The 12668-nt window shown below is 60.9% G+C and carries 9 protein-coding genes; 4 read left to right on the forward strand and 5 right to left on the reverse strand.

Features of this window, described 5'->3' with window-relative positions; translation table 11 throughout:
* Nucleotides 1-277: 277 nt before the first annotated feature.
* From ACUXHH_RS00630 to ACUXHH_RS00640, 3 genes are all read left to right on the forward strand, one after another.
* Nucleotides 278-1240: a metal ABC transporter substrate-binding protein gene (locus ACUXHH_RS00630; protein WP_458390601.1), complete on the forward strand. Its 963-nt coding sequence runs from the start codon at nt 278-280 to the stop codon at nt 1238-1240.
* A 212-nt stretch (nt 1241-1452) separates the two neighbouring features.
* Nucleotides 1453-2271, forward strand: coding sequence for a metal ABC transporter ATP-binding protein (locus ACUXHH_RS00635; RefSeq protein WP_279742237.1), 819 nt, complete (start codon nt 1453-1455; stop codon nt 2269-2271).
* Complete coding sequence (locus tag ACUXHH_RS00640; protein ID WP_279742236.1) at nt 2272-3156, forward strand: metal ABC transporter permease; 885 nt, start codon at nt 2272-2274, stop codon at nt 3154-3156.
* 87 nt (nt 3157-3243) lie between these two features.
* On the opposite strand, the gene ACUXHH_RS00645 is transcribed toward ACUXHH_RS00640, so the two are convergent.
* From ACUXHH_RS00645 to dacB, 5 genes are all read right to left on the reverse strand, one after another.
* Nucleotides 3244-3975: a metal-dependent transcriptional regulator gene (locus ACUXHH_RS00645; RefSeq protein ID WP_279742235.1), complete on the reverse strand. Its 732-nt coding sequence runs from the start codon at nt 3973-3975 to the stop codon at nt 3244-3246.
* Nucleotides 3976-4169: 194 nt separating this feature from the next.
* Complete coding sequence (locus ACUXHH_RS00650) at nt 4170-4790, reverse strand: recombinase RecJ (protein ID WP_279742234.1); 621 nt, start codon at nt 4788-4790, stop codon at nt 4170-4172.
* A 241-nt stretch (nt 4791-5031) separates the two neighbouring features.
* Entirely contained in the window at nt 5032-6273 is a 1242-nt protein-coding gene (locus ACUXHH_RS00655) for an MFS transporter (RefSeq protein WP_279742233.1), read from the reverse strand.
* 591 nt (nt 6274-6864) lie between these two features.
* Nucleotides 6865-9939 (reverse strand): DEAD/DEAH box helicase, encoded by a 3075-nt coding sequence (locus ACUXHH_RS00660; RefSeq protein WP_458390602.1) that lies wholly within the window; start codon nt 9937-9939, stop codon nt 6865-6867.
* A 212-nt stretch (nt 9940-10151) separates the two neighbouring features.
* Nucleotides 10152-11690, reverse strand: a complete 1539-nt coding sequence (gene dacB / locus ACUXHH_RS00665) for a D-alanyl-D-alanine carboxypeptidase/D-alanyl-D-alanine endopeptidase (RefSeq protein WP_314077653.1) — start codon at nt 11688-11690, stop codon at nt 10152-10154.
* Between the two features lie 319 nt (nt 11691-12009).
* Between dacB and ppa the strand changes: the two genes are divergently transcribed.
* Nucleotides 12010-12495, forward strand: coding sequence for an inorganic diphosphatase (ppa, locus tag ACUXHH_RS00670; protein ID WP_279742230.1), 486 nt, complete (start codon nt 12010-12012; stop codon nt 12493-12495).
* Nucleotides 12496-12668 lie beyond the last annotated feature (173 nt).

Here is a 12668-nt window from a genome sequence, read left to right on the forward strand (position 1 = left end):
GGCTCTCGCCTCCTTGCTCTATCTGTAGGTGCTTCTTTCTCTGTGCGCCTGTCTCTGCACGTCGACCCCTGTGTTTCTGCCAATATTTTGGGGTTTTCTGTGTGGCTTAGTTGAAAAGTTCGCCTTGCCGAACTATTGTTAAATTCCGCCCGGGACGATAGGCAAAAGCGCACCATGATGCCTGCGCAGACACAACTGTGTCCCTATCGTCCCGGCGCGACAAATTCCACATATCAGCCACATGCTCAAACGCGTGACTTCCAATGAAGGATGCCTCATGAATGCTCTCACCCCCGCAGGCAGCAATGCACGCCGCCTCGTCCAGGCGCTCTGCGCCGCCCTCGCACTCACCCTGCTACTCGTGCTCACCGGCTGCGGTAACACCGCCAGCACCACCGATGGTGCTAAGAGCAGCAACGGTAAGAAGACCGTGCTCACAACCTTCACCGTGCTCGCAGACATTGCCCGCAACGTGGCAGGCGATGACCTGAATGTCGAATCCCTCACCAAGCCCGGTGCTGAAATCCACGAGTACGAGCCCACCCCCTCCGACCTGAAGAAGGCGCACGCCGCCGACCTGGTGCTCGACAACGGCCTGAACCTCGAATCCTGGTTCGCCAAGTTCGTTGAAGAATCTAACGCTAAGCACGTGACCGTCTCCGAGGGAGTCACGCCCATCTCTATTACCGAGGACGCCTACGCAGGCAAGCCCAACCCCCACGCCTGGATGAGCCCCAGCAACGTACAGAAGTACGTGGACGTGATGATTCGTGAATTTAGCGCCCTCGACCCCACCCACGCCGCCGACTACAAGTCCCGCGGCGAAGCCTACAAGAAGCAGCTGCAGGGCGTGCGTGACGAGCTTGTCAAGGAAATCTCCACCCTGCCCGAGAACCAGCGCGCACTCGTCACCTGCGAAGGCGCCTTCTCCTACCTGGCGGCAGACGCGGGCCTGAAGGAAAAGTACATTTGGGCGGTCAACTCCGAACAGCAGGCGACCCCCTCACAGATTTCCTCCGCAATCGATTACGTGCGCCAGAACCAGGTGCCTGCCGTGTTCTGCGAATCCACCGTCTCCGATAACCCGATGCGCCAGGTAGCCGACGCCACCGGTGCGCGATTCGGCGGCGTGCTCTACGTGGACTCGCTCTCCGAGGCGAACGGCCCCGTGCCCACCTACTTGGACATGATCCGCTACGACGCACGCACCATCGTGGCCGGCCTCAAGGGCAACTCTTAAACCCGGTATAAACCAGGGTCAAACCCGGGCCAAACCCCGCATCGAAAACCCCGGGTAAATCCCACACCACCGATAGGGTAGGAGGGGCGGTCGCCTTCTTGGCTCCGATCCTCCCACGTCGTTAACACTCGCTCACACAGCACCCACTCACTACCACATAAGCAAGTACACCCGCCGCACGCATACGGTGACCACCAGAAAGAACACAAGGAATGAGCACTCTTCTCAGCTGCGACAATGTGCACGTGAACTATGGGCCAGTCCGCGCCCTCACCGGCGCATCCTTCACCCTGGACACCGGGGGTATCTGCGGCCTGATCGGTATGAACGGCTCCGGCAAATCCACCCTCTTCAAAGCCATCATGGGGGTCGTGCCCGTGCATGCCGGCAGCATTACTCTCGACGGGCAGTCCGTCGGCGGTAACCGCGGCAAGAACGCGCACCACCACCGTGCCGGACTCGTCAGCTACGTGCCGCAGAGCGAAGAAATCGACTGGGCCTTCCCCATCTCCGTGCGCGAGGTCGTCAGCATGGGGCGCTACCGCAACCTCGGCATCACCCGCCGCCTGCGTGCCGCAGACCGTGCCGCCGTGGATGAGGCGCTTGTCCGCGTGGAACTGACCGACCTTGCCGACCGTCAGATTGGGGCGCTCTCGGGTGGTCAGCGTAAACGCGCCTTCGTGGCACGCGCTATCGCCCAGGGTGCCCAGCTGCTGCTGCTTGATGAGCCCTTCGCCGGTGTGGATAAGCGTAGCGAGGCAATGCTCATTCAGGTTATTGAACAGTTGCGCGACGAGGGTGCGACCGTGCTGGTTTCCACGCACGACTTAGCGACCCTGCGCCAGTTCGCCGACGAGGCGCTGCTGCTGCGCGGTGAGATTTTGATGCACGACACCCCCGAGAAGGTGCTCGCCCCCGAGAACCTGGTGCGTGCCTTCGGCATGGAAGTAGACACCGGCACACCGGTCGCTGCCTCCACAGCTACTACCTCCGGCAATACTACAAACAGCTCTGCGGAAGGGAAGAACTAAATGGACATCCTCAACTTTCTGGTAGAGCCGCTGACCCTGCCCTTCATGCTCCGCGCATTCGTGGTTACCATCATTGCCGCCGCCGTCTGCGCCCTGCTCTCCTGCTGGCTTGTGCTGCTCGGCTGGTCGCTCATGGGCGACGCCATCTCGCATGCGGTGCTGCCCGGCGTGGTGCTCGCCTACATTTTCGGTGCACCCTTCGCGGTGGGTGCGGTCATTGCCGCGCTCGTGGCGGTGGCGCTCATCGGCGGGGTGCGGCGCAGCGGCCGCGTGCGCGAAGACGCCGCAATCGGCATCGTGTTCACGACCCTCTTCGCGTTCGGTCTGGTGCTGATTTCGGTCACGCCGTCGAATACCGACCTGAACCATATTCTCTTCGGTAACGTGCTGGGCGTGTCCTGGTCGGATGTCTGGCAGGTAGCCGTCCTCGCGGTGGTGGTTGCCACCGTGCTGCTGGTCAAGCGCCGCGACTTCGTGCTGTACGCCTTCGACCCGGGCTTCGCGCAGGCGGTTGGGTTGCGTCCGCGTCTGCTCGGTGCGCTGCTGCTGATTATGCTGGCACTGACCTCTGTGGTGGCGCTGCAGATTGTGGGTGTGGTGCTGGTCGTGGCGATGCTCGTCATCCCCGGCTCTACCGCGCGCCTGGTCACTGACCGGTTTGTGCCCATGCTTCTGGTGAGTGTGGGTGTGTCCCTGGTGGGCACGCTGACCGGTCTGTACGTCAGCTACCACGCGGATGTATCCCCCGGCGGTGCCGTGGTTGTTACGCAGGGTATGCTGTTCGCCCTGGCGTATGTGTTTGCCCCGCGCTACGGTCTGCTGGGCAGGATGCGTGCCCGCCGGCTCAACACTGCTGCAACGAAAACTGAGCTGTCAGCTTCCTAAGAAAGCTCACCACATACAGCAATAGGCGGAAAGTCTCACCGTGGGGTTTTCCGCCTATTGCTGTCTTCTGAAGGTTTAGTCGCGCTTCTACCGCACCGTGCGGGACACGAACAGGGAGGCGGTCGCCTCCGCACCCAACGGAATAATCGTGCCGCCGGGCTTTACCACGCCGGCTGCGTCCGTCTCGTGCAGGTTGCCGGAACCGGCACCGACCACGCTCACATTCACCGCCTCAGAGAAGGGCGCACCCTCCTCAATGTGCAGGCGCACGCCGGGCACAAAACCTTGGCCCTGCAGGTAACGCAGCAGGCGTGGGTCGTCATCGTTAATGCGTTCGAGCACGACCGTTTCGCCGGGTTCGCATTGGCTCAGCGGCACGGTCTGCGGAAAACTAATATGCCCTGAAGCGTCCGGGATCGGGTCGCCATGCGGGTCGCGGGTCGGGTGTCCCAGCAGGGTGTCGATGCGGTCCACCATGAAGTCGGATACCGCGTGCTCCAGAACCTCCGCCTCGTCGTGCACACGGTCCCAGGTGTAGCCGAGAGTCTCAACCAGGAATGTCTCAATGAGGCGGTGGCGGCGAATCATCGCCAGCGCGTAGGAGCGGCCGGTTTCAGTGAGCTCAATGGCGCCGTAGGGCTGATGCTCAATCAGATCGGCGGCAGCCAGGCGCTTAAGGCCGTCAGATACCGAAGAAATGCGCAGGCCCATGCGCTCTGCCAGGGCGGATGCGGTGGCAGGGGTTTGGGTCCATTCTTCGAGGCTCCAGATTTCCTTGAGGTAGTTCTGGGTGCTGACGGAAAGTTCTGAGAGAGGCATAAAGATAAGTTTACCTTTTCTCTGGTTTTGCCCGTCGAGTTGCAGGGTATTCAGTGCGGGCTTAAAGAGCATCCCGCCCGGCGGTTCAGCCCTGGCAGGGGGCGACCATCACGGGCGGGATCAGGTGTTCGATTCTGCGCTGACAGGTACGAAAGGCTGGCAGGCGCGAAAAGAATGAGGGATGCGCGGCGGCGTTAGGTGGCGCGGCGGCGCGAACGGTCAATACGGGTCAGTAGTTCGATGAGCGCACCGCGTGCCGCCTGCTCCTCATGCCAGAGGGAGCGGACGAGGGCACGGCTGACCGCCTGGGTAGTGATGCCGAGTGCGGTTGCGGCTGCTTTCTGCTGGCCGCGCACGCCGGGTACGAGCAGGTTTACCACGCGCCATTCGGCTTCGGTGCGGTCGGCGCATACGCGGTAGAGCAGACGTGCGGAGCCTGCGGCAAGGTCGGCAAGGTGGCGGTTATCGGCGCTGATGCTGATGCAGCGTACGGGTGCACCTCCCTGTGCTTCTTCGACGGCGAGGCGTGAGAATTCGAGGGCATCGCCGGTGCAATCGGTGGTGCTGACGGCGCCGAGTGCGCCTGCGAATCGGGGGATGTTGAGCTCGCCGATTCCGATGCCGACCCAGAAGCCGTTATCGCGCGCGGCAATGAGCGCCGCGTGTAGTGCGTCGCTGGCGCGGTCGAAAGCGCCCTGAATTTCGTCAGGGTATGTCTGGGCGAAGGCAACACGCGGGTTGAGCTTTGCGAGTTCGTCCGACAGTGCAGTGAGTGAGTGCTGTGCGGAACGTTGAATGAAGGTTAGAACGAACACCTTCCTATTATGCCGTAAAACCTTCAACAAGCGGCGTAAGGTTCGCCGTAATACCGGCAACATTTAAAACCCCAAAAATGCGCATTGATAAGGGGAATTATTGTAAGCGTGCACTGTGTGCAGAAATCCTCAAAAGGACGTAGAACACCCCCGAAAGGAAAATAATTTTCATGCAAGTGCACGTTGAATTATTCGCTTTCGGGGGTGTTGAGTGGAGTTGATAGACGGGGCTATCGTGGAACTACTGTGCGTTCGTTACCTGCGAGATATGGGGCAGCTGACGTAGCGGCTTCTGGAATACCATCACCACCAGCGACAGGAAAATGAACACCGCGTAGAACAGTGCCGTGTACGTAATGCCCCAATCAACAATGAGGAAGCCTGCCAGCAGAACAGCCAGCGGGGTCAGCGCCATGTTCGGGATGCCCTGCACCGAGTGCACGCGACCGATCATATGCTCCGGGGTGGATGCGTTAATGTACGCAATGATGCTCGAATTGAAGGAGGGAAGCACAATACCCGCCAACACAATCAGCAGGCACACCGCCCACAGCATCGAATGAACCACCGGCAGCAACAGGTAGCAGGCCGACATGATAGCCAGGGAGGTGATACCGAGCGGGCCGAGCGCAAACTTCTCGGTCAGCGGGCCGACCAGGAACGAACCAAGCAACACGCCCACACCGAAGGCGCTCGCAAAGATGCCGATGAAGAGCGGGTGTGCGCCCTCCAGGGTGTAGTAGTAGATGAAGGTGAGCGGAATGCCGACCGTTCCAAAGTTTGCAAGCGTTGAAACGAACGCAATGGACACCAGCACCTTGTTTTTCAGGATGTACTCGAAACCGGCTTTTGAGTCCTGCCAGAAGCTGGTTTTCTCGCTCTCCTCCTCTTCCGCGGGCTGCCGACTAGCGCCGTAGCTCTTGGGTGCGACGATGAACGCCAGCAGGTTGACGACCGCGTGAACTGCGGTCATGAGCACGGTCGAGAAGCCGATAATGATGCCGGCGACCGGGCCGCCCAGCAGGTTGGCGGTGGACTCGCGCGTCTCACCCATACCGGATGCGTACCCTAGGTGTTCCTTGGGGACTACGCGGGTGATGATGGACTGTTCACTCGGGTAGTCGAAGGTGGAAATGATGGCGGCGAGAGAGATCGTAATCACCAAAATGTAAATGTTGGTGACGTTGAAAACGAGGTAGAGAAGAATCGCTATCCAGGACAGCGACTGGCCGATACAGGACAGTGCCAGGCACTTTGAGGGGCCGATTCTATCGACCCACGTTCCAGATACTGCTCCGGCGCAGGTGGCGAGAACACCCGCGACGAAGAGGGTGATACTCGCAGCTTCGGGGGAGCCGGTTAGCGCCAAAATAATGATGGGCGTGGTGATATAGCTCATCGAGTCTGAGAGCTGGTTGGCTCCAATGGCGAAGAGAGTATTTCGAAAATCTCTATTCTTGAGTAGCTCGGTGTTGACACTCATGGGGGACCTCCACTATGTATGAATTACTGTAATCGAACATATTTTGATGTATTGATTTACCTAAACTTTGCGGCTTAAGTTTGGCAAGATACCTAATTCCTTCATATGCGGCAAGTGATCCAGATATAAGGACTATAGGAGATATTGCAGCATTTATCTCTGGAACTTTATCTGTATGAGCTTCCTCGTAACCTAGACGAGGGTCGCTACTTCCTGAAGTGTCAATCCAAGAAAAGAATTCACGACTTCTTGGGCTCATCTTCGGATGAGGTAATCAAATCCTGAATATCGAGTTCCATTGGTGTTTCTTTCGACAGATAGTCATCTATGGCTATCGAATCTTGGTTGAGTGATTCAGCTCAACCCCCAACATCTGTTGGTGTCTTAAATCATAGTGGAGATATGAGTCATATGCATGAACTCATGTTGAAAAACTTTCCTCATTTTGAGTATTGATATTAGGGTTAGATTGACTATAACTTATTCTTGGTGCTTCCACCCAACCGAACCCGATTCCGGGCACGCCAAAGACGCCCGCCACCGGTCAGCCCCGCAACGCAGCGGGCAGGGGCGGGGGAGTGCAGAAGAGCACTACTCCACCAGGCCCGCGAAGCCCGACAGAGCCAGCACCTCCTCAACATCCTGTGGCACCGAACGCGCCACCCACGGCGAATGCACCAACACCGCCTGCCACTGACCGCGCGACACCGCCACATTCAAACGATTCGGCGAGAGCACAAACCCGGCACCGCGCCCAGAATCAACCCGCGACGACGCCAACGACACCAACACCACCGCAGCCTCCTGACCCTGGAACTTATCCACCGTACCCACACGCACGCCAGCACCCGAAGAATCAGCCAAATCAGCCGCAATCAGCGCCTCACGCACACAATCAACCTGTGCGTTATACGCCGCCACCACAATGCAATCCTCCGCCGCCAACGGGCGCGGCGCAGCACCAGCTGCCGGAACCCACTCACGGCCCAACAACTCGCGCACACAATCCACCACCGCCTGCGCCTCCTGCACAGAACGCACCGAACAGCCCGCATGCTCCACCGGATACGACACCACACCCGGCTCAATGCCCTGCAGGGCACGACCAGCCGTCGCCGCAGCGCTCGCCAACGCGCCATCATAGGACAGCCACGAAACCCGCTCGCACAGTGCCGAATCCATGCGCCACGACTCACCCAAGAAATAGCCACAACGAGGATCCAACGCCGCCGCACCATCAGACAACCAACCCAACGCCGAAACATCCACCGGGTACGGATGCACACCTGTCGACACCTGCGGCAACTGCTGCGGATCGCCCAACAGCAGCACCGAACGCGCCGCACGAGCTGCCGCCACCGTATTCGTCAGAGAGAACTGGCCAGCCTCATCAACCACCAGCACATCCAACGACCCGGCAGGCACGCGACGCTCACTCACGTAATCCCACACCGTGCCGCCAAACAGCAGGCCACCCGCACCAGAAATCAGCTCCACCAGCTCAGAATCAGACACCTCAGACCACGGAGCATCCGGGGTTACTGACTTGCCGCGCAGACGCACCGCACGTGAAACATCAAAACCATCACGGGCGTAGCACGCCAACATAAGATTCTCAATCACCGCATGCGACTGAGCCACCACGCCCACCTTCGCGCCCTCCGCCACCAGGCGCGCAATCACATGCGAGGCGAGGAAAGTCTTGCCCGCACCGGGAGGGCCCTGAACCGCCACATAGGAGTGGTCGAGAGCGCGAACCGCCGCGTGCACGGCATCCACCGTGGGCAGGTCAGAGGCGGAAAAATCAACCTCAAGGGGTAGATTTTCTGCATTTTTGGCGTTCGAGGCGCCCTTCTTTAGGCGCGGTGCGCGGCGGAACAGCAAATCCGCGGAGGCGCTCTGTGCCCCCGTCAGCGAAGCCGCCGCATCGAGTACGCTCGGCAGGGCGCGGGACGAAGCGGGGGCATCGGAAGGCTCAGAATCTTCACCGGATGTGGGGAGGTCAGATATCAGCGCGCTAGGCATGAGGGCACCGTTGAAAAGCAGTCCGTGCACATCAGACTGCAGAGCCGTCTCAATCGTCGCCGTAGACACCGGATCACCAGGACCAATACCCGAAGGCAGGGCGCCGTGCGGCTCATCCTTCACGCGGATGCGCTCCTGCAGAAGCACCTCCAAGAACTTGCCAGGCGACTCTTCGACAGCCTCTGCGGTAGCCTCTGCGGGGTCCGCAGAACCCTCAGATCCGGCACCAAAACCGCCCTGCGCCACCGCCAGAACACGCATGCCAAAGAAACCCGTCGCCGCCAACTCGGTGGGCATACGCTCACCCGGATTCGACGCACGGAAATAATTCAGCTGCGACTCCATACGGTCCAGCGCAATCTGCGGGCTCAACCCCGCCTCATACGCACAAAAAACCGCACGGTCAGAGGGCGCAATCACCAGGCTCGGGTCAGCCTCAATTCGCGCACGCAGCAGGCGCACCTGTGCCCCGCGCACACGATACCAGCCGGGGGCGTCCTCAACCTCGGTGGACTCCTTCATGGCGGCGGCAAGCGCCTCCAGGTCTGCGGGGGCATTCAGAAGAGCATGCGCATGCTCCGCCGAAAGCACCTGCACCCGATCAAGGTACGCGTAATCGCGGCTCGCCACCCACGCCGTCGGGCCGTCCTCCAGACGGCGAATGTGTTCACGCCAGAACGGGGCGCGCTCACGGCGGTGATAATTCGTCATGGACAGTAGCATCGCCGCCTCAAGTTCACCGGCACCCCAGCCGTGCTCCGCCGCGTGCTCTTCGAGGGAGGCGAGCTGGGCATCTAGTAGGCACTGCAGGCGGTACTGTTCGCTGTCGTTCTCGACTGCGGCGGGCACTCGGTACATGGCCGGATGCTCCTCAGTTTCAGGGTTTTCGGCAGTGTCTTCGGTGACGAGCTCCGGGGTGTCGGTCGCGAGGGCAAGAGGTGCCGCCGCGTTCAGGCAGGCCGGGCATTCGCCGCAGGTCAGTAAATATGGGATGTGCTGGGCAAGTTCCGCCGGTTCTAAACCCTCGTTCAGTGCCTGGGTGAGTAGTAGGAGGCGCTGCTCCTGCAGGCGAATCAGCGGCAGAATACGCGCCGAATCAACCCGGTGAGGTTGACCAGTGGGGGAGGAGTGCGCAGTATGTTCGGTGGGCTCAGCGGGCTCTGATTTGGACTCATTTTCGTGCTCTAGATAGAGATCGAGGCGCACCGCGTTCTTAGCACTCTCGGTAGTGCTCTCGACGGTACCGGCGGTCAGCAGGTGCGCCGCCAGGGCACCGCGCAGTAGCGCACGATGCGCCGCCTCACTCGGGTGCGGGGTGCAGATGATTCGCGCGGCGCTGTCCGCGGTTGGGCATTCCAGGCGGTCAAGCTCCACCGTGTAGGTCAGCCCCTCCTCAGAGGTCGCCACCAGGGACACCGAGCGTGCTGTGCCGCCTGCGTGCTCACTGCCGACTACTCCACTGCTGACCATGCCACCTTCGGTCAGCACTCGTAGACACTCGCGGTACGCTTCGCGGGCACGCTCGGACTTCTCAGGGGGGAGGGCTGACTGCTTCTGCGCGCATTCCCGAAGCTCGGTGTAGAGCCGCAGCTCGCATGCGGAGGTGGCGGTCAGATCAGCGAGGGTGAAGGTAAGGTCCATGGTGACTTTTCTGCTGGAGGAGAGAGAAACAAGGCGAATATAAAACTCCCGTCGCAGGGAGTGGGCGAGAGCACCGGTGGAGGAGTCTATCGGTACCCCGTGCTACCCCCTCGCCCCGAGAGGTTGATTTTTAGGTTTCACGTGAAACAGTACAGAAAATCAACCTTTAAGCAATGATTTAGAGGGCTTTCGGGGCTATCCGGGTGCACATGTTAGGAGGCGGTACCCGCCGTAGCCGCGGTAGAAGCAGCCGGTGCTACCGCAGAGGGATCAGCAGAAGCACTCGGCGAGGTCGAGCGGTTCGCAATCGCTGCCGCCGCGGCGTCCACGCGTTCCTTCGCGGCGGGTAGTGTATCCGAACCGCCCAGACCATTCAGAATAATCGCGAAAATCAGGCGGGTTCCGTCGGGTCGGGTTGCCACACCGCACAACGATGACACTGTGTACAGGGTGCCAGTCTTCGCCCGCACAAAGGTGCGTGCGGGCACGGCGTTCGCCGCACCAAAACGATCGGACAGGGTGCCGCTCACGCCCGCGACCGGGAACGTGCTCATAAGCTGCTCGGCGTGCTCGTCGGCGTTCATGAGTGCCACAACCTGCACGAGGGTTCGGGCGGTCACGCGATCCGTCAGGGACATGCCGCACACGTCCGCCTGCACCAGGTTTTCGATGTTCACGCCGGCATCCACGAGTGCCTGGCGCACGGTCTGCTGTGCCGCTTCGCCGCTGCCTTCCTTACCGGCGGCGATGGCAGCGCAACGGCCGAGCACCTCGGCCAGGGCGTTATCGGATTCGAGCATCATGTGCTGCGCCTGCTCCAGCAGGGTTGCCGATTCGACCGCAGCGATTTCAACCGCCTCTGCGGGGGCGGTACGGCGCTCAGCCAGGGTGAAGCTCAGGCCGGACTCCTTGCCGGCGGTGTTGAGTGCATCCACGAACGCCTGCTGCGCTGCAACTGCCGCATCGTCCGGGCGTACCGGATTGCTTGGGGTCGACTTGCCCGGCACCGTGTGCGATTCGAGCGCAATCGGGTGAATGGGAGTGATCTGGCCGGATGCCAGGTCGGCAGTATCCCAGCCAGGGTTCACGCCGGGGCCGCTAAAGAAGGTGCCGTCAAAGTAGACGGGTAGCGCCGCGGCAGGTTTCTCACCCTGCAGGAGCGCCTTCACAGTCAGATCAGCGAGGGTGCCCAGGCCTGCGCGTCCCACAATCTGCTTCGGGTTGGAGGCCCCGGCACCGAGCAGGGTGTCGCCACCCGCCATGAGGTACAGTCCGGCGGTGTCGCGGGTGACGCGGGTGCGTAGGCGCGCCTGCAGGTTAGCGTAGTGGCTGAGCGCGAATAGCGTCAGCACCTTAAAAGTGGAGGCGGGCACGCGTGCGGTGTCGGCGTTGGCGGCGTACAGGTCGGCGGGTGCGGTGGCTGCTTTGATGTTGGGCAGGTTGCCGTCCATGCCGGTGACGAGCAGGCTGTACTGCGGGTAGGTGCCGTCCGCGAAGAGCGCGGTGAGGGCATTGCGTAGCTGCTCCTGCTCCGCCTCGGGCAGTGCGGGGGCGAGGGTTGGGCTCGGAGCGGCGGAAGTGGTTGCATTGGCGGTGCCGGTTGCGCTCTCAGTGGGGCTTGCGGAGCCTTCGGGGCGTTTCTGTTCGGTCGCGGCGGATCCGCAGGCGGTGAGGAGGAGCATGCCGCCGAGGGTGAGTGCGGCGCGGCGGGTGAGGGTGGTGCTCTGGGTGTTGTGCTTGTTGGAAGGCATCTTTTGAGCATAGCGGGCGGATGGGGTGCCTATCGAGTTTACGTGCCGGTGCCGTGATGCTCATGCTGCGCTCTTGCCGACCTTCACGAACCTTATCTGGGGTGCCCCGCACGGTGGCGGGGGTGCCCTGGCGGGCGTGGGACTAGGTGGAACGTTAACGGTGGTGTGTGCGTGGTAAATTACGCTGGTTTTGGTGCCGAATACGCGGTTTCGGTGTGCGTGAACGGGTTACAATGGGTGAGTTCAACACCTAACTTTCGCACCTTGCGCGCCGAAGTCGCCGCGAAAGTGACTCTAACTCACGAGAAAGAAGGTTCCGATGGAACTCGATGTCACTATTGAAATTCCCCGCGGCTCCCGTGTGAAGTACGAAGTGGACCACGAGACCGGCCGCCTGCGCCTGGACCGCGTGCTGTTCACCTCCATGCAGTACCCCACCGCTTACGGTTACTTCGAGAACACCCTCGGTGAGGACGGCGACCCGCTGGACGCAATGCTGATCCTGGACGTTGATGTTGTTCCCGGCGTGCTGGTTGAGGCTCGCCCGGTTGCTGTGTTCAACATGACCGATGAGGCTGGCGGCGACGCTAAGGTTCTGTGCGTTCCCACCGACAAGCGTTACAACCACATCAAGTCCCTGGCTGATGTTCCCGAACAGCTGAAGGCTGAGATTCAGCACTTCTTCGAGCGTTACAAGGACCTGGAGCCCGGCAAGTGGGTTAAGGGCGAGGGCTGGGAAGACCTGGCCGCTGCTGAGAAGATGGTCCAGGAGGCTATCGACCGTTTCGCAGCTGAGGGTCACTAAACTGCCGCACCGTTAGGTGCACCCGGTTTTTGTCAGGGGACGTGTTCCCCGTGTCTGGTTCGTGCGAGTTTCGTGCGTGCTGGAGGCGGTGGGCACGCCCCCTTTTTTGTTGTACTCCTTGATTGTGTTCGGAGGTTCCGGGAAGAGCATTTGCAACCGAACTATTCTTCGGA

It is taken from the genome of Rothia sp. 110740021-2 (genome assembly GCF_054263775.1).

Bases quoted from the DNA above. Each gene is read 5' to 3' on its own strand.
- ACUXHH_RS00630 (WP_458390601.1), top strand. From the start codon at position 278: ATGAATGCTCTCACCCCCGCAGGCAGCAATGCACGCCGCCTCGTCCAG.
- ACUXHH_RS00635 (WP_279742237.1), top strand. From the start codon at position 1,453: ATGAGCACTCTTCTCAGCTGCGACAATGTGCACGTGAACTATGGGCCA.
- ACUXHH_RS00640 (WP_279742236.1), top strand. From the start codon at position 2,272: ATGGACATCCTCAACTTTCTGGTAGAGCCGCTGACCCTGCCCTTCATG.
- ACUXHH_RS00645 (WP_279742235.1), bottom strand. From the start codon at position 3,975: ATGCCTCTCTCAGAACTTTCCGTCAGCACCCAGAACTACCTCAAGGAA.
- ACUXHH_RS00655 (WP_279742233.1), bottom strand. From the start codon at position 6,273: ATGAGTGTCAACACCGAGCTACTCAAGAATAGAGATTTTCGAAATACT.
- ACUXHH_RS00660 (WP_458390602.1), bottom strand. From the start codon at position 9,939: ATGGACCTTACCTTCACCCTCGCTGATCTGACCGCCACCTCCGCATGC.
- dacB (WP_314077653.1), bottom strand. From the start codon at position 11,690: ATGCCTTCCAACAAGCACAACACCCAGAGCACCACCCTCACCCGCCGC.
- ppa (WP_279742230.1), top strand. From the start codon at position 12,010: ATGGAACTCGATGTCACTATTGAAATTCCCCGCGGCTCCCGTGTGAAG.